This is a genomic window from Saccharopolyspora erythraea, assembly GCF_018141105.1.
GTDB classification, from domain to species: domain Bacteria; phylum Actinomycetota; class Actinomycetes; order Mycobacteriales; family Pseudonocardiaceae; genus Saccharopolyspora_D; species Saccharopolyspora_D erythraea_A.
This window is the reverse complement of sequence record NZ_CP054839.1, coordinates 7,369,951-7,392,943: the sequence shown is the minus strand read 5'-3', so window position 1 is coordinate 7,392,943 and position 22,993 is coordinate 7,369,951. Positions and strand designations below refer to the sequence as shown.

The 22,993-nt window shown below is 70.6% G+C and carries 21 protein-coding genes; 13 read left to right on the top strand and 8 right to left on the bottom strand.

All coding sequences use genetic code 11. The features are described 5' to 3' along the window. The first annotated feature begins 46 nt into the window (after window positions 1-46). A complete protein-coding gene (locus HUO13_RS33045) occupies window positions 47-274 on the top strand; it encodes an SCO4848 family membrane protein (RefSeq protein WP_211898818.1) in 228 nt (75 codons plus the stop codon). Between the two features lie 107 nt (window positions 275-381). Here HUO13_RS33045 and HUO13_RS33040 read toward each other — a convergent pair whose 3' ends face one another. The 4 genes from HUO13_RS33040 to sdhC form a co-directional block, all read right to left on the bottom strand. After that, on the bottom strand, window positions 382-1,167 hold the full coding sequence (locus HUO13_RS33040) for a succinate dehydrogenase iron-sulfur subunit (protein WP_211898817.1): 786 nt from the start codon (window positions 1,165-1,167) through the stop codon (window positions 382-384). After that, window positions 1,167-2,954 (bottom strand): succinate dehydrogenase flavoprotein subunit, encoded by a 1,788-nt coding sequence (gene sdhA / locus HUO13_RS33035; protein ID WP_211898816.1) that lies wholly within the window; start codon window positions 2,952-2,954, stop codon window positions 1,167-1,169. Before sdhA ends, HUO13_RS33040 begins: the two co-directional genes overlap by 1 nt. Before the next feature lie 72 nt (window positions 2,955-3,026). Continuing rightward, entirely contained in the window at window positions 3,027-3,446 is a 420-nt protein-coding gene (locus tag HUO13_RS33030; RefSeq protein WP_211898815.1) for a succinate dehydrogenase hydrophobic membrane anchor subunit, read from the bottom strand. 1 nt (window position 3,447) lies between these two features. Then, window positions 3,448-3,885, bottom strand: coding sequence for a succinate dehydrogenase, cytochrome b556 subunit (gene sdhC / locus HUO13_RS33025; protein ID WP_009945025.1), 438 nt, complete (start codon window positions 3,883-3,885; stop codon window positions 3,448-3,450). A 994-nt stretch (window positions 3,886-4,879) separates the two neighbouring features. Between sdhC and HUO13_RS33020 the strand changes: the two genes are divergently transcribed. From HUO13_RS33020 to HUO13_RS32995, 6 genes are all read left to right on the top strand, one after another. Continuing rightward, window positions 4,880-5,980: a BMP family lipoprotein gene (locus HUO13_RS33020; RefSeq protein ID WP_249124247.1), complete on the top strand. Its 1,101-nt coding sequence runs from the start codon at window positions 4,880-4,882 to the stop codon at window positions 5,978-5,980. 125 nt (window positions 5,981-6,105) lie between these two features. After that, entirely contained in the window at window positions 6,106-7,698 is a 1,593-nt protein-coding gene (locus HUO13_RS33015) for an ABC transporter ATP-binding protein (protein WP_249124246.1), read from the top strand. Beyond that, window positions 7,695-8,789: an ABC transporter permease gene (locus HUO13_RS33010; protein WP_211898813.1), complete on the top strand. Its 1,095-nt coding sequence runs from the start codon at window positions 7,695-7,697 to the stop codon at window positions 8,787-8,789. The genes HUO13_RS33015 and HUO13_RS33010 overlap by 4 nt, the downstream gene beginning before the upstream one ends. Next, a complete protein-coding gene (locus tag HUO13_RS33005) occupies window positions 8,786-10,045 on the top strand; it encodes an ABC transporter permease (protein ID WP_211898812.1) in 1,260 nt (419 codons plus the stop codon). The genes HUO13_RS33010 and HUO13_RS33005 overlap by 4 nt, the downstream gene beginning before the upstream one ends. A gap of 25 nt (window positions 10,046-10,070) precedes the next feature. Then, complete coding sequence (locus HUO13_RS33000; protein ID WP_432757797.1) at window positions 10,071-10,514, top strand: cytidine deaminase; 444 nt, start codon at window positions 10,071-10,073, stop codon at window positions 10,512-10,514. A gap of 120 nt (window positions 10,515-10,634) precedes the next feature. Beyond that, on the top strand, window positions 10,635-11,939 hold the full coding sequence (locus HUO13_RS32995) for a thymidine phosphorylase (protein WP_211898810.1): 1,305 nt from the start codon (window positions 10,635-10,637) through the stop codon (window positions 11,937-11,939). Between the two features lie 580 nt (window positions 11,940-12,519). Here the strand turns inward: HUO13_RS32995 and HUO13_RS32990 are convergent. Next, window positions 12,520-13,764: a hypothetical protein gene (locus HUO13_RS32990; protein WP_211898809.1), complete on the bottom strand. Its 1,245-nt coding sequence runs from the start codon at window positions 13,762-13,764 to the stop codon at window positions 12,520-12,522. A gap of 310 nt (window positions 13,765-14,074) precedes the next feature. Here HUO13_RS32990 and HUO13_RS32985 point away from each other — a divergent pair, with 310 nt between their 5' ends. The 3 genes from HUO13_RS32985 (at window position 14,075) to HUO13_RS32975 (ending at window position 16,950) form a co-directional block, all read left to right on the top strand. Next, window positions 14,075-15,166 (top strand): adenosine deaminase, encoded by a 1,092-nt coding sequence (locus HUO13_RS32985; protein ID WP_211898808.1) that lies wholly within the window; start codon window positions 14,075-14,077, stop codon window positions 15,164-15,166. A 250-nt stretch (window positions 15,167-15,416) separates the two neighbouring features. Beyond that, the gene (locus HUO13_RS32980) at window positions 15,417-16,187 is read left to right on the top strand and encodes an IclR family transcriptional regulator (protein ID WP_249124245.1); all 771 of its coding nucleotides are present in this window, start codon (window positions 15,417-15,419) and stop codon (window positions 16,185-16,187) included. 166 nt (window positions 16,188-16,353) lie between these two features. After that, window positions 16,354-16,950 (top strand): RNA polymerase sigma factor, encoded by a 597-nt coding sequence (locus tag HUO13_RS32975; protein WP_211903325.1) that lies wholly within the window; start codon window positions 16,354-16,356, stop codon window positions 16,948-16,950. Window positions 16,951-17,137: 187 nt separating this feature from the next. Here HUO13_RS32975 and HUO13_RS32970 read toward each other — a convergent pair whose 3' ends face one another. Then, a complete protein-coding gene (locus HUO13_RS32970) occupies window positions 17,138-18,364 on the bottom strand; it encodes a primosomal protein (protein ID WP_211898806.1) in 1,227 nt (408 codons plus the stop codon). A gap of 285 nt (window positions 18,365-18,649) precedes the next feature. On the opposite strand from HUO13_RS32970, the gene HUO13_RS32965 reads away from it, so the two are divergent. From HUO13_RS32965 to HUO13_RS32955, 3 genes are all read left to right on the top strand, one after another. Then, a complete protein-coding gene (locus HUO13_RS32965; RefSeq protein WP_249124243.1) occupies window positions 18,650-19,228 on the top strand; it encodes an SMI1/KNR4 family protein in 579 nt (192 codons plus the stop codon). A 378-nt stretch (window positions 19,229-19,606) separates the two neighbouring features. Beyond that, window positions 19,607-19,960 (top strand): PadR family transcriptional regulator, encoded by a 354-nt coding sequence (locus HUO13_RS32960; RefSeq protein ID WP_211898804.1) that lies wholly within the window; start codon window positions 19,607-19,609, stop codon window positions 19,958-19,960. Next, on the top strand, window positions 19,957-20,577 hold the full coding sequence (locus HUO13_RS32955; RefSeq protein WP_211898803.1) for an HAAS signaling domain-containing protein: 621 nt from the start codon (window positions 19,957-19,959) through the stop codon (window positions 20,575-20,577). Before HUO13_RS32960 ends, HUO13_RS32955 begins: the two co-directional genes overlap by 4 nt. A 111-nt stretch (window positions 20,578-20,688) precedes the next feature. On the opposite strand, the gene HUO13_RS32950 is transcribed toward HUO13_RS32955, so the two are convergent. Together HUO13_RS32950 and HUO13_RS32945 are read right to left on the bottom strand one after the other, a co-directional pair. Then, a complete protein-coding gene (locus HUO13_RS32950) occupies window positions 20,689-21,552 on the bottom strand; it encodes an aldehyde dehydrogenase family protein (protein WP_211898802.1) in 864 nt (287 codons plus the stop codon). Continuing rightward, a complete protein-coding gene (locus tag HUO13_RS32945) occupies window positions 21,545-22,993 on the bottom strand; it encodes an aldehyde dehydrogenase family protein (RefSeq protein ID WP_211898801.1) in 1,449 nt (482 codons plus the stop codon). The genes HUO13_RS32950 and HUO13_RS32945 overlap by 8 nt, the downstream gene beginning before the upstream one ends.

The following is a 22,993-nucleotide window of genomic DNA, read 5'->3' as shown; positions in this document are numbered from 1 at the left end:
CGCCCCGGTGGAGTGATGCCCGCAGGCGTGGGCCGATACTGGCGGCGTGACACTTTCGCGTGGTTGGTCGCTGTTCCTGCTGGCCTTCGGGGTCTGGACGTACCTGCTGTGGCCGAACTTCATCCGCAACATCTGGACCAGCGAGCGTTCCTGGGCGGACGGTTCGCCGACTTCCTACCTCGTTGTCCATGTCGTGATCGCCGTCGTCTCGATCGTGCTCGGCACCATCATCGGCGTTCTGGGGTGGCGCGGTTACCGAGCGTCGCGACGCTGAGCGCTCGTCCCTGGGCCCACCTTGCGTGGCGGAGCCTCAGGCGCCCCTGACAGAGACCGGCGCCCGCCCCTGTGGTGGGGCGGGCGCCGGTCGGGTGTCGCGGGCGGTCAGCGGCGGAACATCAGGGCCCGCTTGACCTCCTGGATCGCCTTGGTGACCTGGATGCCACGCGGGCAGGCGTCCGTGCAGTTGAAGGTCGTGCGGCAGCGCCAGACGCCGTCGACGTCGTTGAGGATGTCCAGGCGCTCCTCGGCGGCCTCGTCCCGGCTGTCGAAGATGAACCGGTGGGCGTTGACGATCGCCGCCGGGCCGAAGTAGGAGCCCTCCGACCAGTACACCGGGCACGACGTGGTGCACGCCGCGCACAGGATGCACTTGGTCGTGTCGTCGAACCGCGCGCGGTCGGCGACCGACTGCAGCCGCTCGCGGGTCGGCTCGTTGCCCGAGGTGATCAGGTACGGCTTGACCGCCCGGTACGCCTCGAAGAACGGCTCCATGTCGACCAGCAGGTCCTTCTCGACCGGCAGGCCCTTGATCGGCTCGACGCTGATGGTGGTCTCACCGCTCTTGGCGAACAGGTCCTTCATCAGCACCTTGCAGGCCAGCCGGTTGACCCCGTTGATCCGCATCGCGTCCGAGCCGCACACGCCGTGCGCGCAGGACCGGCGGAAGGTCAGCGAGCCGTCGACGTACCACTTGATGTAGTGCAGCAGGTTGAGGACGCGGTCGGTCGGCAGCGCCGGCACCCGGTAGGACTCCCAGTGCAGGCCCTCGTCGACCTCCGGGTTGAACCGCTGGATCCGGACGGTCACCATCGTGGCGCCTTCCGGGATCGGCGGCGCGTCCTCCGGAAGGTCGGTCGTGTCGTGCTTGCTGGTGGTGGTGGCGGTCATCAGTACTTACGCTCCATCGGCTGGTACCGGGTGACGACGACGGGCTTGTAGTCCAACCGGATGTCGGCGGTGAACCCGGTGAGCCCGAGCGGTGCGTTCGGGTCCTCGGCGTCGGGCAGCACCTTGTAGGACATGCTGTGCCGCATGAAGTTGACGTCGTCCCGCGCGGTGTAGTCCTCGCGGGCGTGCCCGCCACGGGACTCCTTGCGGGCCAGTGCGGCGTTGACCAGCGACTCGGCGAGGTCGAGCAGGAAGCCCAGCTCGATCGCCTCCAGCAGGTCGGAGTTGTACCGCTTGCCCTTGTCGTGCACGGCGATCCGGCCGTAGCGCTCCTTGAGCGCCTGCACGTCCGACAGCGCCGTCTTGAGGGTCTCCTCGGTGCGGTACACCGAGGCGTTGGCGTCCATCGTCTGCTGCAGCTCGGTGCGGATGGTGGCGACCCGCTCGCCGCCGCTGGCGGTGCGCAGGTGGTCCACCATGCCCTGGACCAGCTTCTCCGGCTGCTCCGGCAGGTCGATGTGCTCCTGGCCCAGCGCGTACTCGGCGGCGGCGATGCCCGCGCGGCGGCCGAAGACGTTGATGTCCAGCAGCGAGTTGGTGCCCAGCCGGTTGGAGCCGTGCACCGACACGCACGCGACCTCGCCGGCCGCGTACAGGCCCGGCACCAGGTTCTCGTTGTCGCGCAGCACCTGGCCGGTGATGTTGGTCGGGATGCCGCCCATCGCGTAGTGCGCGGTCGGGTAGACCGGCACCAGCTCCTTGGTCGGCTCCACGCCCAGGTAGGTGCGGGAGAACTCCATGATGTCGGGGAGCTTGGTCTCCAGCAGCTCCTCGCCGAGGTGGGTCACGTCGAGCAGGACGTAGTCCTTGTTCGGGCCCGCGCCGCGGCCTTCCAGGACCTCCAGGGCCATCGCGCGGGCGACGATGTCGCGCGGCGCGAGGTCCTTGATCGTCGGGGCGTAGCGCTCCATGAACCGCTCGCCGTCGGCGTTGCGCAGGATGCCGCCCTCGCCGCGGACGCCCTCGGTGATGAGGATGCCCAGGCCCGCCAGGCCGGTCGGGTGGAACTGGTAGAACTCCATGTCCTCCAGCGGCAGGCCCTTGCGGTAGACGATGCCCATGCCGTCACCGGTCAGGGTGTGGGCGTTGGAGGTCGTCTTGAACACCTTGCCGAAGCCGCCGGTGGCGAACACCACGGACTTGGCCTGGAAGACGTGGATCTCGCCGGTCGCCAGCTCGTAGGCGATGGCACCGGTGCAGACCGGGCCGTTCTCGCCCTCGCCCATGACGATGTCGAGCACGTAGAACTCGTTGTAGAACTCCACGCCGTGCTTGACGCAGTTCTGGTACAGCGTCTGCAGGATCATGTGGCCGGTGCGGTCGGCCGCGTAGCAGGCCCGGCGCACCGGGGCCTTGCCGTGGTCGCGGGTGTGACCGCCGAACCGGCGCTGGTCGATCTTGCCCTCCGGGGTCCGGTTGAAGGGCAGGCCCATCTTCTCCAGGTCGAGGACCGCGTCGATGGCCTCCTTCGCCATCACCTCGGCGGCGTCCTGGTCGACCAGGTAGTCACCGCCCTTGATGGTGTCGAAGGTGTGCCACTCCCAGTTGTCCTCCTCGACGTTGGCCAGCGCGGCGCACATGCCGCCCTGCGCCGCGCCGGTGTGGGAGCGGGTGGGGTAGAGCTTGGTCAGCACCGCGGTGCGGGCGCGCTGCCCGGACTCGATCGCGGCGCGCATCCCGGCGCCGCCGGCGCCGACGATGACTACGTCGTACTTGTGGTACTGCATTGTCGCCTCCTGGGGCTGGGTGCCGGGGCCACGTGCCGTGGGCGGGCCCCGGGGAGCTGCTGGGTGCCGGGGTCAGCCGATGTTCGGGTCGAAGGTGAAGAGCACGAAGCTCCCCAGACCGACCGTCAGCAGCACCGACGCGTACAGCAGCACCTTCAGCCAGAAGCGGGTGCCGTCCTTGCGGGAGTAGTCGTTGATGACGGTACGCAGGCCGTTGCCGCCGTGCAGACCGGCCAGCCACAGCATCGCCAGGTCCCAGAACTGCCAGAACGGCGACGACCAGCGTCCCGCGACGAAGGCGAAGTTGACCCGGTGCACGCCGCCGTCCAGGAACAGCATGATCAGCAGGTGGCCCAGCACGAGGAACAGCAGGACGACGCCGGACAGCCGCATGAACAGCCAGCTGTAGAGCTCGAAGTTGCTCCGGCGCGCCGCCGGGCGCGACGGCGAGCGGGGCTTGTCGACCGACAGCGGGGCTTCAGTGGTGGTCATGTCAGTGCCCCCCGAACATGATGTCGACGGCCCGGCCGAGCAGGCTGATCGCGGCGGGCACCATCAGGACCAGCCACAGCACCACGACGGTCCACAGCATGGGCTTCTGGTACTTCGGCCCGTTCGACCAGAAGTCGACGAGCATGACTCGGATGCCGTTGAACGCGTGGAACAGCACCGCGGCGAGCAGACCCAGCTCGAACAGGATCATGACCGGGTGCTTGTAGGTCTCGATGACCGTGTCGTAGGCGTTCGGCGAGACCCGGACCAGGGCGGTGTCCAGGACGTGTACGAACAGGAAGAAGAAGGTGAGTACGCCCGTGATGCGGTGCGCGACCCACGACCACATGCCCAGATCGCCGCGGTAGAGGGAGCCCTTGGCGCGAGGGAGTGCCTCGCGTTGGGGGGCCTCCGCCGCGGAGGCGGTGGTGCTGGCCATGGTGGAAGGCCTCCAACGTCGCTGGTGGACTGACGACCCCAATCTCGGGAACACCGGCGACCGGTTCGAGTCGTCGATGTGTACGCCCGCCACCGGCCACCTGAACTGGGGCCTTGACCCATCGGATGCTAGACCTCGCCGCTCCGCGGAGCCTACTCGCAGGTGCACTCTGTGATCGATGAGACAGACGCCCGGGCCGGGTTGATCGATGTAGAAACCTTTCCGTGACAGTTTCGCGTCAATCGAGGTGACGCGTGCCACCACGCTCGGTTACCGCTGGGCGGTGCGGGCGGCTTGCCGGAACCCGGCCTTTCGCGAGTCGAATGCGCGTTCGGTTCAGTCTTGCACGGGTCGGCGCCGCGGGGCGCCCGGCTCGAAGCGGCGCTCCGCGGTCCTGGACGCTGGGGCCCGCGGCCCGCGCCGTCACGTGGTCCGGAGCACACGCGGTGCTCCAGGCTGGGTGCCCACCCGTTCCGGTACCGTCCGCCCGCTCGCTCGCCCGCGTCGGCATCGTGCGCCCCGGTGCCCGTCCTGCCCGCGTGCTCCTCGCCGTTGGTGCTTCCGGTTCTCCGCTCGCAGTCGCGGAAAGCGCGTTACACACCCGAATTCCGCGTTATTCCCAGAGTTCCGGGCGGTTCCGCCGGCCGTCGGCGCCGCGAAATTCCCCGTTCACCGCGAGTTGATCGATGCAGAAACCAATTCGTGACTGCGTTCGCTCCCGCCGTGGCACCGTTCGGTCCTAAATTCCGGAGATCACGCCACGAATGGCGTGCGCTGCCCACCGGATCAACAATTCACCCCGGAAACGCCTCCGGGGGGAGTCGACCCGGCAGCCCGTCATTGCCCGGTCCTCGGCAGGACCAGCCGGTGGTGGCGCGGGCATGCGGCGATACCGACACGAAAGGGGTACGGCATGCGGCGGACGCCACTTCATCGGCGCTCGGGTGCAGGCTGGTCGCGGTCCAGGGGGCGTTCCGGCGCCACTGCGGTCGCCGTGGTGCTCTCCGGCGCGCTCGCGCTGGCCGGATGCGCCAAGGACACCGGGGGCGGGGGCAGCGACAACGCGAGCGGTCAGCCCTGCAAGACCAGCCCGCCGCCCACCGCCACCGCACCGGCGAACACGCCTGCCGAGCAGCAGGCGCCGCCGAACGCCTCCCACATGAAGGTCGGTCTGGCCTTCGACATCGGCGGCCGCGGCGACGCCTCGTTCAACGACGCATCGATCGCCGGCCTCGAACGAGCCCAGCGCGAGATGGGCCTCTCGGAGATCAAGTCGCTGGACGCCGGTGCGGGTGAGCCCGAGGACGCCAAGCAGACCCGGCTGCGCCAGCTCGCGCGCGAGGGCTTCAACCCGGTGATCGCCGTCGGCTACGCCTACGCCGACGCGGTCAGGATCGTCGCTCCGGAGTTCCCCGGCACGAAGTTCGGGATCGTCGACGAGGAGGTGCAGGGCGTCCCGAACGTCACGCCGCTGGTCTTCGCCGAGGAGCAGGGTTCGTTCCTGGTCGGCGTCATCGCCGCGCACCGGTCCAAGAACTGCACCGTCGGCTTCGTCGGCGGCGTGAAGACCCCGCTGATCGAGAAGTTCCAGGCGGGCTTCGAACAGGGCGCCAAGGCCGCCGCGCCGGACGTCGAGATCAAACACGACTACCTGACCCCGGCCGGTGACAGCAGCGGCTTCCAGGACCCGAACAAGGGCTCCGAGGTCACCCAGGGCCAGTTGGAGAGCGGGGCCGACGTGATCTACCACGCGGCGGGCGCCTCCGGGAAGGGCGTGTTCTCGTCGGTCAGCTCGGCGGGCGCGATGGCCATCGGCGTCGACTCCGACCAGTACAACCAGCCGACCGTGGCCGAGTACAAGGACGTGATCATCACGTCGATGCTCAAGCGGGTCGACCTCGCGGTGTTCGACTACGTCGCCGCGGTCGCGCGCAACGACCTGAGCACGCTGCCCAAGAAGTTCGACCTGGCCATCGACGGCGTCGGCTACTCCACCTCCGGCGGCAAGATCCAGGACCTGGTCCCGGTCGCCGACGCCTACAAGGCGGCGATCGCCTCCGGCCAGATCAGGGTCGTCGACAAGCCGCAGAACTGACCGCACCGACGAGCGGCTCCGCGCGCCGGACGGCCCACACCGGCGCTGCGGCGCGCGGAGCCCGCCAGACCCAGTGCCGCCCGCCCCGACCAGGTGCGGCAGGCGCGTTCCAGCGACGGAGCCATATGCGCAACCCCAGCGAGCCGGACCACGGTGCCGAGCCGGACGTCGGTGCCGGACCCGCCCTCGGTGCCGCACCGGGCGAGATCTCCTCGCCCGCGGTGGAACTGACCTCGATCACCAAGACCTTCCCCGGCGTGGTGGCCAACTCCGACGTGAACCTGCGGGTGCGTGCCGGAGAGGTGCACGCGCTGTGCGGGGAGAACGGGGCGGGCAAGTCCACCCTGATGAAGATCCTCTACGGCATGCAGGCGCCGGACTCCGGCACCATCCGCATCGAGGGCGAGCAGGTGCGCCTGCGCACACCCGCGGACGCGATCCGCGCCGGGATCGGCATGGTGCACCAGCACTTCATGCTCGCCGACAACCTCACCGTGCTCGAGAACATCGTGCTCGGCGCGGAGGGCGTGCGGGGCATCGGCGCGAAGGCGCGCGCCGAGGTGCGCGCCCTGGCGGCGAAGGTCGGGCTGGACGTGCGGCCCGACGTCCTGGTCGAACGCCTCGGCGTGGCCGACCGGCAGCGGGTGGAGATCCTGAAGGTCCTCTACCGGGGTGCGCGGATCATCATCCTCGACGAGCCGACGGCGGTGCTGGTGCCGCAGGAGGTCGACGAGCTGTTCGAGACCCTGCGCACCATGCGGCAGGAGGGCTTCACGTTCCTGTTCATCTCGCACAAGCTCGACGAGGTCCGCGACATCGCCGACACCATCACGGTGCTGCGGCGGGGCACCACGGTCGGCACCGTGCCGGCCGGTGAGGTCAGCTCGCGCAAGCTCGCCGAGATGATGGTCGGCAGCGAGCTGCCGGTGCCCGAGCACGGCGCGTCCACGGTCACCAACCGGGCGGTGCTCACGCTGACCGGGCTCTCGGCCGTCGAACAGGGCCGCGAGGTGCTCTCCGACGTCGACCTCGCCGTGCACGCGGGCGAGGTCGTCGGCATCGCCGGGGTCGAGGGCAACGGCCAGACCGAGCTGGTCGAGGCGATCATGGGCATGCGGCCCGCGCTGCGCGGCCGGATCCGGCTGGGCGAGCGCGACATCACCGACCGCACCACGCTCGAGCGGCGCGAGGCGGGCATCGGCTACGTGCCGGAGGACCGCCACCGCCACGGCCTGCTGCTGGACGCGCCGCTGTGGTTCAACCGCATCCTCGGCCACCAGACGCGCAGGCCGTCCGCGCGCGGGGTGCTGCTGGACCGCCCGGGCGCCAAGGCCGACACCCAGCGCATCGTCGAGCAGTTCGACGTGCGGACCCCCGGCATCGACGTCGACGCGGCGGCGCTGTCGGGCGGCAACCAGCAGAAGCTGGTGATCGGCCGGGAGCTCTCCGGAGACCCCGTGCTGCTGATCGCCGCCCACCCGACCAGGGGCGTCGACGTCGGCGCCCAGGCCGGAATCTGGGAGCACCTGCGGACCGCTCGGTCGCAGGGGCTGGCGGTGCTGCTGATCTCGGCCGACCTCGACGAGCTGATCGGCCTGTCCGACACGATCAAGGTGATGCTGCGGGGCAGGCTCGTCGCCGACGCCGACCCCGCCGACGTCACGCCGGAGGAGCTCGGTGCCGCGATGACCGGTGCGACGGGCGGTGATGCCGCATGAACACCTGGACCGCAAGACTCCTGCCGCCCGCGCTGGCGATCGCGTTCGCCGTCGTGCTGTGCAGCCTCGTACTGATGCTCTCGGGCGCGAACCCGGCCGAGGCGCTGGCCGAGATGGTGCTGCAGGTCGGCCGCGGCTCGACGGCGACCGACATCGTCAACACCGCCGGGGCCTACTACCTGGTCGCGATCGCGGCGGCGATCGGCTTCCAGATGAACCTGCTCAACATCGGCATCGAGGGCCAGTACCGGCTCGGCGCCTGCGTCGCCGCGATCGTCGGCGGCTCGCTGTCGCTGCCCTTCGGCCTGCACGCGCTGGTGGTCATCGCGGTGGGCGCGCTGGTCGGGGCCGCGTGGTCGGGGATCGCGGCGCTGCTGAAGGTCTACCGCGGCGTGTCGGAGGTGATCTCCACGATCATGCTGAACACGCTGTCCTTCGGCGTGATCGCCTACCTCGTGCGCGTCTTCGGCGAGTTCCGCGGCAACACCCAGGGCACGCCGGTCATCGCCGAGTCCGGGTGGATCCCGGGCATCCCGATGGGCGAGGCGGGCACGATGTTCGGCCTCGTGCTGCTCGCGGTCGCGGTCGGCGTCGGCTACGCGCTGATGATGGACCGCACCCGCTACGGCTTCGAGCTCCGGGCCTCCGGGCTCTCGCCGACCGCGGCGCTGGCCGGCGGGGTGAACTCCAGGCGCATGGTGCTGACCGCGATGCTGCTCTCCGGTGCCATCGCCGGGCTCGCCGGCCTGCCCGAGATCCTCGGCCGCGACCACACCTTCACCATCAACTTCTCCACCGGCTACGGCTTCGCCGGGCTGGCCATCGCGCTGCTGGGCCGCAACCACCCGCTGGGTGTCGCGTTCGGCGCGCTGCTGTGGGCGTTCCTGGACAAGAGCTCGCTGACGCTGGACAACATCGGCGTGCCGAAGGAGATCGTGACGATCCTTCAGGGAGCGATCGTGCTGTCGGTCGTCGTCGCCTACGAGCTGGTCCGCCGCTACGACCAGGCCGCCGAGCAGCGGCGGGTCGGGCGGGCAACGGGAACCGCGGCCGAACCGGCCGCCGCGAGCGCGGGAGGTGAGCGCGCATGACGACCACGGTGGACATCACGACCGAACCCGTCCGGCAGCGCACCCGCAGGCCGTTCCCCGGCTGGGCGCGCGCAGCCCTGTGGGTGGCGGTCGCCGTGGTGGCGGTGTCGCTGACCTCCTACCAGACCGGACTGCCCGAGCTGACCGCGTCCGGGACGGTGCAGGCCGCGGTGCGGCTCGGCGTGCCGATCCTGCTCGCCGCGCTCGGCGGTCTGTGGGCCGAACGCGCCGGGGTCATCAACATCGGTCTGGAAGGCATGATGATCCTCGGCACCTGGGGCGGTGCATGGGCCGGTTACCAGTGGGGCCCGGTCGCCGGACTGGTCGCGGCGGCGGTCTTCGGCGCGGTCGGCGGCCTGCTGCACGCGGTGGCGACGGTGACCTTCGGGGTCAACCACATCGTGTCCGGTGTCGCGATCAACCTGCTCGGCGCCGGGACGGCGAAGTACCTGTCGACGCTGGTGTTCGAGCCGATCTCGCACAACCCGCGGGAGTCGCCGCCGGTGCCGAAGTTCGACACCTACTCGGTGCAGCCGCTGGGCGACTGGTTGCAGGAGCTCGAGGACATGCAGCGGGTCGGGCTCTCCGACGTCGCGGGCGTCCTCGGCGGCCTGGTCACCGGCCTGTCGCCGTTGACCGTGCTGGCCTTCCTGCTGGTGCCGGTGAGCTACCTGGTGCTGTGGCGGTCGCCGTTCGGGCTGCGGCTGCGCTCGTGCGGTGAGAACCCGGTCGCGGCGGAGTCGCTGGGCGTCAACGTCTACCGGTACAAGTACCTCGCGGTGATCGTCTCCGGCGCGCTGGCCGGCATCGGCGGCGCGGCGCTGATCCTCAACCCGGGCCAGGCCGGCTACCTGGAGAACCAGACCAACAACCGCGGTTACATCGGCCTGGCCGCGATGATCTTCGGCAACTGGCGGCCGGGCGGGCTGCTGGGCGGCGCGGCGCTGTTCGGCTACTCCGACGGCCTGCAACTGCGCAGCGGCGAGACCACGGTGCACGCGCTGTTCTACGCGGCGGCGCTGGTGCTGCTCGCCGTCGTCGCGGTGCAGATCTGGCGGCGCAAGTGGTTCTCGGCCGGGATCGCGGCGGTGTTCGCCTCGGCGCTGTACTCGGTCTACTGGTTCACCGACGAGCTGCCCGAGGAGCTCACGGCCTACACGCCGCACCTGGTGACGCTGATCGTGCTGGCGGCTGCGTCGCAGCGGTTGCGGCCCCCGGCGGCCAACGGCCTGCAGTACCGGCGCGGCACGGACTGACCGCGGCGGCGGGCCGGCGCCTCAGGTGCCGGCCCGCCGCCTTCCTGCTTCCTGCGAAGGAGAACTCGCTTTGGCTTCAGTGGCTCCCGCAGCGTCCTCGGTCGACTGGGACGCGTTGCGCGCGGCGGCGGTGGAGGTCGCGGGCAAGGCGTACTGCCCGTACTCGAAGCTCCAGGTGGGTGCGGCCGCGATCTGCGACGACGGCCGGATGGTGGTGGGGTGCAACGTCGAGAACGCCTCCTACGGCCTGGCGCTCTGCGCGGAATGCACGATGGCGGGGCAGTTGCGCCTGACCGGCGGCGGCCGGTTCGTCGCCGTGGCGTGCCGCAGCGGCACCGGAGAGCTGCTCATGCCGTGCGGGCGCTGCCGTCAGGTCCTGTTCGAGCTCGGCGGCCCGGAATGCCTTATCGACACACCGCGCGGGGTGCTGCCGATGCGCGATGTCCTCCCGGACGCCTTCCAACTCTGATCGTTCCGTCGGGCTTTGATCACGGTTGGCGGTTGAACTCCGGCCAGGCTGTCCGGTGAACTTCGATCACGGTTGTTCGTTGATCTGGTGGTAGTCCTTCGATTCGTTCGTGTGGAGGCGATGATGGCTCATTCCGTGATCGATGTGATCAGGGCGAAGCGCGACGGCGCACGACTCACCCCCGAGCAGATCGACTGGGTCGTCGACGCCTACACGCGCGGCGCCGTCGCCGACGAGCAGATGTCGGCGCTGGCGATGGCCATCCTGCTGCGCGGCATGGAACCTGTGGAGACGGCGCGCTGGACGGCCGCGATGGTGGCCTCCGGCGCGAGCCTCGACCTCGGTGACGTCGGCGCGCCCACCGTGGACAAGCACTCCACGGGCGGCGTCGGCGACAAGATCACGCTGCCCCTGACGCCGCTGGTGGCCGCGTGCGGAGCCGCGGTGCCGCAGCTCTCCGGCCGGGGGCTCGGCCACACCGGCGGCACGCTGGACAAGCTGGAGTCGATCCCCGGCTGGCGCGCGAGCCTGTCGGCCGACGAGATCCGCGAGCAGCTCGCCGACGTCGGAGCGGTCATCTGCGCGGCGACGGAGGGGCTCGCCCCGGCCGACCGCAAGCTCTACGCCCTGCGCGACGTCACGGGCACCGTGGAGTCCGTACCGCTGATCGCCAGCTCGATCATGAGCAAGAAGATCGCCGAGGGAGTCCGCTCGCTGGTGCTGGACGTCAAGTGCGGTTCCGGTGCCTTCATGAAGGACCTGGGGCAGGCGCGGGAGCTCGCCGCCGCGCTGGTCGAGATCGGCACCGCGAACGGGCTGAACACCAGCGCGCTCATCACCGACATGTCGGTGCCGCTCGGGCGGGCGGTCGGCAACGCGCTGGAGGTGGCCGAGGCGGTGGAGGTGCTCAGCGGCGGCGGCCCGGCCGACGTCGTCGAGCTGACGGTGGAGCTGGCCCGCGAGATGCTGAGCCACGCGGGGATGTCCGATGTGGACCCTGCGGACGTGCTCTCCTCGGGGCGGGCCCACGACACCTGGAGCCGCATGATCAAGGCGCAGGGCGGCGACCCGGACGCGGTCCTGCCGCGGGCGGAGCACGTGGAGGTGCTGGCAGCGCCGGAGAGCGGCGTCCTCACGTCGCTGGACGCCTACGCCGTCGGCGTCGCGGCGTGGCGCCTGGGCGCGGGCCGCTCCCGCAAGGAGGACGACGTCCAGCACGGCGCGGGCATCGTGTGCCGGGCCAAACCGGGCGAGGAGATCGCACAGGGCAGCCCGCTGCTGGAACTGCACACCGACACCCCGGAAGCCTTCGAGGCGGCTCGTGAGGCCCTGCAGGGGGCGTTCACGATCGCGAGGGAAGGGGCGGGGGCTGGAAGCGAGGAGCGGGAGAGCGGACGGCCGCTGATCCTGGAGACCGTTCGGTAGCGGGTGGTGGGGGTGGGGGACTCGCCCTGGCTTTGTGGGTCGCTTTGAGGGTGGGGGCGCGGGGGTTTTCGGGGTAGCCGCCTTCACATCGCGGCTTACTTTGGGAGCGGGGGCGCGTGAGTTTTCGACGCGTCCAGCCAGGCTGGCGGGTCACCTTCAGAGCGGGGGCGCGGGGTTTTCGACGAACTCACCCTGGCTTTGCGGGTCGCCTTCAGAGGGGGTTTCTGGGGCGCTCGCCGCCCCCAGGCCCCCGGCAGGTCTCCGGGATGAGTGGGTTTTCGGGGGATGCTGCGGTTCGGAGCGGGGCGGTTCTCATCCCGTCGACCTCCACGAGGGCTATCAGACCGCGTCAAGGGGGCGATTTTTCGAGGCAGCCTGCGGTTGGCATCAGGGGTGCCCCCTTGACCCGGTCTGATCGGGCTGGCGCCAGGTCGACGGGATGAGAACCACGGCACCGCCCGTGTGCGTGAGGCAGGCGAAGGTGCCTTTTAAGTGAAGTGGGGTGGCTTCCCGGACGTTGCCGGGAAGCCACCCCACTTCAGGTGTTCAGTTGCCTATCGGGCTGCCTGGGGCCGGTGCGTCACGCGCTCTCGGCTGCGAAGCCGTCCTCGTCGCCGTCGGCGGTCAGGGCCTTGTCGCTGTCGCGCTTGGCGCTCTTCGAGCGGCCACGCCGCTGCTGGCGCGGGAGCGTGGTGGGCGGCGGTGGGGACGACGGCCCGCTGCCGCCGAGGATGAGCTCCGCGAAGGTCGCCATGGCCTCGTCGAGCTGGCCGGCGTGGCGCTGCTCGGTCTCGGCGTTGGCCTCCCGCACCAGCGAGCCGAGCTGCTCCGCATCGGGACGCTGGGCGAGGTTGCCGCTGATCTGCGACAGGTTCTTCGCCAGGTTGCCGCCGAGCTCGCCCAGGCCGGTCTTGACGCCCTCCTCGACGGTGTCCAGCCGGGAGCTGAAGCCCTGCTCGACGGTGTCGAGGCGGTTGCTGACGCCCTGCTCCACCGTCTCCAGGCGCTCGTTGACGCCCTTCTCGACGGTCTCCAGGCGGGTGCTGACGTTCTCCTCGACGTTGTCGAGCCGGCTCGAGACCTGGTCGAGGCGCTCGGCGAGCTTCTCCAGCCGGTCGCCCAGCTTCGACAGCCGCTCGGTGGGGTCGGCCGACTCGAGCTTGCCCTGCAACTGGTCCCGGCTGCCCGTGACGGCCTCGCTGAGCGAGCTCTGCACGCCCGCGGCCGACTCGGTCAGCGAGCGCTGCAGCGCCTCGCGGGTGCCGTCGAGGTGCTCGTGCACGCCCTCGTCGATCTCGGCGAAGCGGCCGCGCAGGCTGGTCTCCAGCGAGTCCATGCGCTCGCGCACCGGGCCGTGCACGGCCGTCGGCAGCGACTCCAGCCTGCCGTCCTGCTTGTCCAGGTGCAGCCCCAGCTCGTCGAGCCGCTTGTGGATGTGGGCGAGCTTGTCCTCCAGCCCGTCCATCCGCCCGGCGACGCCGTCGAAGCGGCCGGCCACCCCGTCCAGCCGCCCGTCGAGCTGGGCGAACGGCTTGGCGAGCTTGTCGACCAGGCCGTCGACGGAGCTGCGGAGCTCGGTGATCGCGCCGTCCTGGGCCTCGAGCTTGGCCAGCGCCTCGTCGAGCCGCTCGGCGAGCACGCTGACCTCGGTGCGGTCGGGCAGCTCGGACAACCGCTTGCGCACGGAGCCCAGCGACTCCAGCGGAGACATCCGGGCGTGGATCTCATCAAGTGCGTCGAAGATCTGCTGCTGTTCGCTTTCGCGGATCTCAGCCGCACGCGTGAGCATGTTGCGCATGCGGTCGAACGACATGTTCTCGGTCACGGCTACGGGCGTCCTTCGTCGAGGGGAGGTGAGGACTCCAGGAGCGTAGCTACTCGCTCTCCGTGTTCCCAGACACCCCCCGATACTTTCCGTTATGGTCACGGTTTTGCATACACCGTTCGGACTTTGTCAATTGCACTGAACGGAGTCAATCCGACGGGTGCGAACGTCGCAATGGACATAACTCCACCCGTTCGGAGGAGCGCCGAACATGGCCGGTTCGGCAGGCGGGTGATGTCGTGTCGCCGCTGATGGACGGGGGTGCGGCGGCTCCCCCGGAGTGCCGCCGCGATGCGAGTAGCGTGGGGCCATGGCGACCCCGGTTAGCTTTGACACGATCCGTTCGGCCCCCAAGGTCCTGCTGCACGACCACCTCGACGGCGGGCTGCGCCCGCAGACCGTGATCGACCTCGCTGCGGAGACCGGGTACTCGGGCCTGCCCCACACCGACGCCGCCGAGCTGGGCGAGTGGTTCCGACGCGCCGCCGACTCCGGCTCGTTGGAGCGCTACCTGGAGACCTTCTCGCACACCGTCGGCGTCATGCAGACGCACGATGCGCTGGTGCGCGTCGCCGCGGAGTGCGCGGAGGACCTCGCCGCCGACGGCGTCGTCTACGCCGAGGTGCGTTACGCGCCCGAACTGTTCCAGGACGGCGGAATGACAATCGACGAGGTCGTGCAGGCCGTCCAGGACGGATTCCGCGAAGGTGAACGCCGGGTTGCCGAAAGCGGAAAACAACGTATCCGAATCGGTACCTTGCTGTGCGCGATGCGGCAGAACGCCCGCGCGACCGAAATCGCCAACCTCGCGGTCCGCTACCGGGACGCCGAGGTCGTCGGATTCGACATCGCGGGCCCGGAAGCCGGTTTTCCGCCCACGCGGAACCTGGACGCCTTCGAGTATCTGCGCCAGCAGAACGCGCATTTCACCATTCACGCCGGTGAGGCGTTCGGACTGCCGTCGATCTGGGAGGCGATCCAGCACTGCGGCGCCGAGCGCCTCGGCCACGGGGTGCGCATCGTCGACGACATCAAGGCCGACGAGAGCGGCGAGGTGCAGCTCGGCAGGCTGGCCTCCTACGTGCGCGACCGCCGCATCCCGCTGGAGATGTGCCCGTCGTCGAACCTGCAGACCGGGGCGGCGCCGTCGCTGGCCGAGCACCCGATCGGCCTGCTGGCGCGGCTGCGGTTCCGGGTGACGGTCAACACCGACAACCGGCTGATGAGCCACTGCTCGATGTCGAGCGAGTTCAACGCCCTGCACGAGACGTTCGGCTACGACTGGGCGGACATGCAGTGGTTCACGGTGAACGCGATGAAGTCGTCGTTCCTCGGCTTCGACGAGAGGCTGGCGATCATCAACGACGTGATCAAGCCGGGCTACGCGCGGCTGATGGCGTGATCGGATCACCCGGCTAGTCGCCTGGACGGGGTGCGACGCGGGGGCGACGTCTTCCGCTGCGCCACAGGGGAGAACTCCGTCCTCGCGAAAGCTCCCGTCGGACCGGCCGGGCGAGCGGCACCGCCCAGTCGCCGGGACGTGGCCTCCGATGCTGGCGCGCCCGGCCGGACCCGGCGCACAATCGCAGGTCAGGACATGTTGGAGGTCCGGTTCGTGCCAGGTGCGGACCGGGCCGGGGCAGGAGGGAACGGTGACACGGGGGGACGGGGAGCCCACGCTCATCACGTCGGTGCAGCGTGCCTTGCGCCTACTCGAGGCCGTTGGTGAACACCCCGGAGGCGCGACGGCCAAGTACCTCGCCAGGCGCACCGGTATCGCCTTGCCGACGACGTACCACCTGCTGCGCACGCTGGTGCACGAAGGCTACGTGGAGAAGCTCGACGACGGCTCCTACATCGTCGGTGACGGCGTCGACGGGCTGCACGCCTCCAGCCGGGGACAGGTGCTGCGCAACCGCGTCCGCGCGGTGATGGCCGACCTGCGCGAGGAGCTCAACGCCGCCATCTACCTCGCCCGCTACCACGACGGCGAGGTGCAGGTGTCCGACATCGTCGACAGCCGGCGCGCACCGCGCGTGGACGTGTGGGCCGACTTCCGCCACGCCGCGCACGCCACCGCCATCGGCAAGTGCCTGCTGACGGGGATGAGGAGGGAGCAGCGCGCCGACCACTTCAGCCGTTACCCGCCCGCCGACCTCACCCCGCGCACGCTCACCCGGGTGCGGGACCTGGTCGACGGCGTCGGCTCCTCCTCGGTCGTCGTCGACTCCGAGGAGTACGCCCTCGGCGTGGCGTGCATCGCGGCTCCGGTCCGGATCGGCGGTGAACCCGCGACACTCGCGATTTCGTTCCCCTCGCAACGGCTCCCGGTTTCCGGTGAGCTCGTCGGCTCACTCGCCGACGGGGCGGGGAGGATCACCCGAATGCTCGCGGTGGCCGGAGATTTTCCCACCGCGCGCTGAGTTTCAGCGGGTCCGGCGGTCCGTGCAATCAGTATGTGAAATTCCGTGGCTTGTTGGGTGCCGGGAATGCGAGAAAACATCTTCGGCAGGACGGGGCGACCAGTGCGGCGCACCGGTGGCCGACGCCGTCCTCGAAACCGGATCACCCGCTAGGAGGCGGTGAACCATCGGCGACGAAGGAATCCTGCTGGCCGCGGCGCGGTGCGGATCCGCCGCGGCGTTCGGGGAGCTGTACGCGCGGCACGTCGGCGCCGCGCACACGATGGCGCGGCAGGTCGCCAGGACGGCGGCCGACGCCGAGGACCTGGTGGCCGAGGCGTTCGCCCGGATCCTCGACGTCCTCAACCGCGGCGGCGGCCCGACGACGGCGTTCCGCGCCTACCTGCTCACGACGGTCCGCAACCTGGCCACGACGTCGAACAGCCACGACCGCAGGCTGCACCTGGCCCCGGACGTCGACCTGGTCTTCGCCGAGCAGCCCCGGATGCCGTTCATCGACGCGGTTTCCGAGGCGATCGACCGTTCTCTGCTCGCCCAGGCGTTCGCGCGGCTGCCCCTGCGGTGGCAGCGCGTGCTGTGGCACCTGGAGGTGGAGGACCTGCCCCCTTCGGAGGTGGCCGACCGGTTCGGGATGAGCCCCAACGGCGTTTCCGCACTGGCGTACCGGGCGCGCAAGGGTCTGCGCGAGGCTTACCTGGAGGCCGACCGCGCGATCCCGCGCCCCCGCAAGCGGTCCTCGCGCCCGCTGGCCGACGTCGCCTGAAACCGAGCCCGGCCACCTGGCCTGAACTCGGGTGCCTGCCGCTTGGAGCCGCGCATGCCGGGCCTCGCCTGCAACCGCGCGGATGCCCGCCTGAGCCCGGGCGGCTGAGGGGCCCTGACACGAGAACGCCGACCGCTGCGGGCCCTGTGGCGGGCCGCGCGGTCGGCGTTCGGTCGCGGACGCGGGGTCAGTGCGTGCGGAGGCGTTCCTCGAAGGACTCGACCAGCCCCCGCCATGCCTCGACCTCGGCGTCGAACGGCGGGCTCGGCGGCAGCCGGTTCGGGCTGGGCTGCAGCACGAACGAGACCATCCAGCCCAGCCGCTCCGAAGGCTGCAGCGCCTCCTCGACGGTCTTGTCGTCCGCCCACACCGCGGCGTCGACGAGCAGCTCCTCGGCGAGGTCGAGCTGCACCGGGTCCACTTCGGACGGGCCCGCCGCGAGGTCGGCGTCCAGCCCGGCCAGCACGTAGGTGTTGTCCTCGTCGACCTCGACCGCCAGTTCCCCGGCGGTGGCCTTCTCGGTGACCTTCGGCCAGGTCGCGACCCGGGTCAGGTCGTTGTGCTCCACGGAGTCGGCGTCGGCGAGGAAGCGGGCCAGCGCACGCGGCGAGGAGAACACGTCGATCTTGCCCTCGGACCCCAGGAACACCGGGTCGTCCTCGAGGTAGCAGCGCAGCGAGTAGTGCTCGCCCTGGCTGGTGATGATGCGGATCGGGTCGATGCCGATCTCGCCCCAGAAGCCGAGCTCCTCGTCCTCCACGGCCTCGACGTCGTCCAGCTCGGACGCCTCGGCGCCCTCCTCGTCGTCGGTGTCGAGCGCTTCGGCGAGCTCGGCCTCGGCGGTGGCCACGGCGTCGGCGGCGACCTCGGGAGCGGTGACCACGCCGTCGATGGCGTCCAGGACCTCGTCCCAGCGGTCGACGACCACCTTGCACAGCTCGTTCCAGCGCTTCTGCCCGTCCTTGCCGGAGAAGGCCAGCGTGCCCTGGTCGAGCACGGCGAAGCCGTCGGCGGAGTCGAGGACCTCGTGCACCTTGTCCAGCTCGCAGACGTCGGCCAGCGACCGGGCGATCTCGACGATGTCGGCGAGCTCGTTGATCGTCCAGGTGTCCGGCGGTTCGGCGACGAGCTCGGGCACGCCGACGAGGTCGAACTGGTGGTCCTCGTCGGGGTTCAGCTCCACCGCGGACAACGCGGGCACCACGTGCCACGCCGGGTGGTCGTCGAGGTCGTGCTCCGCGGCCGTGCGGACGAACGCGGCCAGGCGGGCGGAGTCGGGGAAGGCGTACAGGTCTTCCTCGTGCCCGAGGAAGGCCTCCCACTCCTCGCCGTCCTCCCGCCAGCGCGGCGCCCACAGGGTGACGACGTCGCCCTGCGGCAGGCCAAGCTCGATGGGGACGATGTCCTGCGCCATCTCTTCTACCTCCGGTCGCCGAACCAGACGTCGCCGAAGCCTACGGGTTGGCCGACCACGCCCTGTGCGCCGGTCGGGTTCTCACCGTATCCAGCCCGCCTCAGGCAACCACAGGCCCAATTCCAGATAACGATTCTCCTGGTCGGTACTACTGCGCTCGCCGTCCGCGGGCTTCGGCCGTTCGGTCGATCGTGGTCGCGCGGTGTTGCTGCCGGGGCTCCGGAGGCCGCGTGGGATCACGGTTGGCGGTACCGGTGGTAGCGCAACGAGGCGATCATGAGTGGAATGGACGTCACGGAACTGTGGGCGAACATCGTGCGGTGGCTGGAAGATCACGCGCCGGTCACCGCCGCCGCCCTCGAACCCCCCGATCCGGCGGAGCTCGTGACGCTGGAGGAGGAGTTCCACGTCCAGCTCCCCCCGGACCTGCGGGCGTGGTGGACCTGTTGCGGCGGTACCGCAACCGACGTGCTCGCCGACGTCCTGCCGCCCTTCTACACCCCCTACAGCCCGGCTGCGGCGCTGCGCGCGTGGCGTGGGCACCGGGAGCTGTGGACGGCGCGCTGGGAGCGCCCGTCCTGCGACTACTACGCCGGCTCCGCAGGGTCGAGCTTCCACCCCGCGTGGCTCCCGATCGCCGGTGACGGCTTCGCCGACGAGCTCGTCGTGGACCTGCGCCCGGGACCGCTGCACGGCTGCGTGCTCGAGTGGGAGCAGGAGGCGGCGCAGGTCGAACGCCCGGAGTGGAAGGGTGTCTCGGCCATGCTGGCCGACGTCTACCGCGCGCTGACCGACGGCGTGCCCGCCGGGCACAGCCACGCGACGGTGACCGAGGACGGCAAGCTGGACTGGCAGATCCGCTGACCCGGCGGCCCGGGCCGCTCTCCCGGGCGTGGACCTGACGCCCGAGGTTGTCGCCCGGGTGTGTCTGTTCGGGCGGTCCTGTCGCTGTCGCTGGTGTCCTCCCGTGCGTCTGCGCGCGACGGCCTGTGTGCGCTCGTGCGCCCGGCACCGGAGCTTCCGCGGTGCGCGCTCTTGATCCTCCGCGTGGCACCCACCTCCCCTCCCGCGTCCACGTGTCGCTTCCCGTAGGTGCCCAGGCCGGCGCCGTCCTGCCGCCTCGCGTGCTCGCCCAGCTCGCCCGCATACGTCCGGCCACCTCCACGCCCCGGCGTGCGCGTGTCGAGCACCGGCCACACCTACTAGTTTGCGAGACCTACTAGTAGGTGTTACGTTCTCCCCATGGCGGACAAGACGACGGCCGCCCGTCAGACGCAGTGGCTGCGCGGGGTGCTCGATCTCGCGGTGCTGGCGCTGCTGGCCGAAAGCGGCGAGGACTACGGCTACACGCTGCTGCAGCGGCTCAGCGGCGCCGGATTGCCGGACATGAAGGCGGGAACCCTGTACCCGCTGCTCAACCGGCTGGCGGCCGACGGGCTGGTGCGTGCGGAGTGGCGGGCAGGCGAAGGGGGACCGGGGCGGAAGTTCTTCGCCCTGACCGACGAGGGCCGGGCGGTGCTCTCCGAACAGGGTCCGAAGTGGACGGAATTCGCGAAGAACGCGATCGCGGTCGTGGAACGAGGGGTGCGAGCATGATGACGCTGGACAAGAAGTACCGGGACGAGCTGATGTTGGCCCTGCGGCTGCACGACATCTCCGGCAGGCGGGTCGGCGAGGTCCTCGCCGAGGTGGAGACACACGTCGCCGAGACCGGTGAGAATCCGGCCGAGGCGTTCGGGTCGCCGCGGGAGTACGCGGCCCAGGTCGCCGCGCAGCTCGACCGCTCCACCGGCAAGCCGTCGCCGGTGGACAACGCGCTCGGCGCGCTGGGAACCGGCGCGTTCGTGTTCTTCGGGGTCAACTTCCTGCTGGACGGCCTGCGGGCCGGGCCGAACGGGGTCGCCTACACGCTCGCCGACAGCGTCGCGGGCATCCTGACGCTCGCCCTGATCCTGGTGGCGGTCGCCCTGTCGTTCCGCGCGGGGACCGCGCTCGCGGCGTCGCGGCGCCGCTCGCTGGGGATCACCGCGGTCGTGACGTTCGTGGCGGCGATCGCGTGCACGGTCGTGAAGGACTGGTTCGTCGCCGACGCCGCGCCGCTCTTCGAGATGTCGGCCTGGGTGTCGGTCGGGCTCGGCGCGGTGCTGATCGCGGTGGCGCTGGTGTTCCTGGCGCGGGCGATCAGGCGCGGCTGGGTCGTCGACCCGCGCTGACCGGACGGCCTCGACGTCCCCGGGTCGCCCGAGCGGCCCGGGGACGTCGCGCTCTCAGTGCCTGCAACTCACCTTGCGTGGCTACGCCGCTTCAAGATCAAAGGCAGGCTCTCAGGTTCCGACCGGGTGCCACACCGTCTTGACCTCGGTGAACGCGCGCAGCCGCTGAATGTCGGGCTGGCGGTTCCAGTCCGGCTCGCCGCGCACCGGCAGCACGCGCTTGACCGTCTCGGCCGCCGCCCGCTCCAGTTCGCCGCGCAGCTCGCCGGGGGCGCCCACCGGGTCGAGGGCGTTGACGTCGGCGTGCGAGGCCAACCACGGGCCCAGCTCCTCGGCGTGCCCGGTCAGCAGGTTGACCACGCCGCCTGGGACGTCGGACGTCGCCAGGACCTCGGCGAGGGTGATCGCGGGCAGCGGCCGCTCGCAAGAGGCGACCACGACGCAGGTGTTGCCCGCGGCGATCACCGGCGCCACCACGCTGACCAGTCCGAGCAGCGACGACGACTGCGGTGCGAGCACGCCCACCACGCCGGTCGGCTCCGGCACGCTGAACGAGAAGTACGGCCCGGCGACCGGGTTGGCCGCACCCAGCACCGAGGCGATCTTGTCGGTCCAGCCCGCGTACCAGACCACGCGGTCCACCGCGGCGTCCACGGCGGACTCGGCGGCCTTCTGGGAAAGCCCTTCCGCGGCGCGGAGCTCGGCGGCGAACTGGTCGCGTCGCCCTTCCATCACCTCCGCCACCCGGAACAGCACCTGGCCGCGGTTGTACGCGGTCGCCCCGGACCAGCCGCCGAAAGCCTTGCGCGCGGCCGAAACCGCGTCGCGGACGTCCTTGCGCGAGGCCTGCGCGGCGTTGGCGAGGAAGCCGCCCTTGGCGTCGCGCACCGGGTAGGAGCGGCCCGACTCCGAGCGCGGGAACTTGCCGCCGACGTAGAGCTTGTACGTCTTGGCCACTGCCAACCGGTCAGACATCGAGATATGCCTCCAGACCTGCGCGACCGCCCTCGCGGCCGAAACCGGACTCCTGGTAGCCGCCGAACGGCGCGGTCGGGTCGAACCGGTTGAACGTGTTGGCCCACACCACCCCGGCGCGCATCTTCTGCGCCGCCCACAGGATTCGGGAGCCCTTCTCGGTCCAGATGCCGGCCGACAGCCCGTACGGCGTGTTGTTGGCCTTGGCGACCGCCTCGTCCGGCGTGCGGAAGGTCAGCACCGACAGCACCGGGCCGAAGATCTCCTCGCGGGCGATGCGCATCGACTGCTGCACGTCGGAGAAGACGGTGGGGGAGAAGAAGAACCCCTTCTCCGGCAGCGGGCACGGGCTGGTCCACCGGCTTGCGCCCTCGGCGTCGCCGGTCGCGCTCAGCGCGGTGATCCGTTCGAGCTGCTCGGCCGAGTTGACCGCGCCGACGTCGGTGTTCTTGTCCAGCGGGTCGCCGACCCGCAGCGTCGCGATCCGCGAGCGCAGCTTGTCGAGCAGCTCCTCGGCGACCGACTCCTGTACCAGCAGCCGCGAACCCGCGCAGCAGACGTGGCCCTGGTTGAAGAAGATGCCGTTGACGATGCCCTCGACGGCCTGGTCCAGTGGCGCGTCGTCGAAGACGACGTTGGCAGCCTTGCCGCCGAGCTCCAGCGTCAGCTTCTTGCCGCTGCCGGCCAGGGTGCGCTGGATCTGCTTGCCGACCTCGGTGGAGCCGGTGAAGGCGACCTTGTCGACCCCGGCGTGCCCGACCAGCTCGGCGCCGACGTCTCCGGCTCCGGGCAGGATGTTGACCACGCCCGGGGGCAGTCCGGCCTGCTGGCAGATCTCGGCGAAGACCAGCGCCGTGAGCGGCGTGGTCTCCGCGGGCTTGAGGACCACGGTGTTTCCGCAGGCCAGCGCGGGTGCGATCTTCCAGGCCAGCATCAGCAGCGGGAAGTTCCAGGGGATGACCTGGCCCGCGACGCCGACCGGCCGGGGGTCGGGGCCGTAACCGGCGTAGGAGAGCTTGTCGGCCCAGCCCGCGTGGTGGAAGAAGTGCGCCGCCGCGGTGGGGATGTCGGCGTCGCGGGACTCCTTGATGGGCTTGCCGTTGTCGAGCGTCTCCAGCACGGCCAGCTCGCGCCCGCGCTCCTGGATCAGCCGGGCGATTCGGAACAGGTACTTCGCGCGCTCGGAACCGGGCATCTTGCCCCACGTCCTGTCGAACGCCTTGCGCGCGGCGCGAACCGCGTTGTCCACATCGGACGCCGCGGCGCTGGAGACCTCGGCGAGGGTCTCCTCGGTCGCGGGGTTGACGCTCTTGAGAGGTTCGCCCGCGCCGTCGACGAACTCGCCGTCGACGAACATCCGGTAGCTCGGCTGGAGGTTGGCGATCGCCCGCGACTCGGGGGCGGGCGCGTACTCCCACGGGCTGTGGGTCTCCTCGGGCAT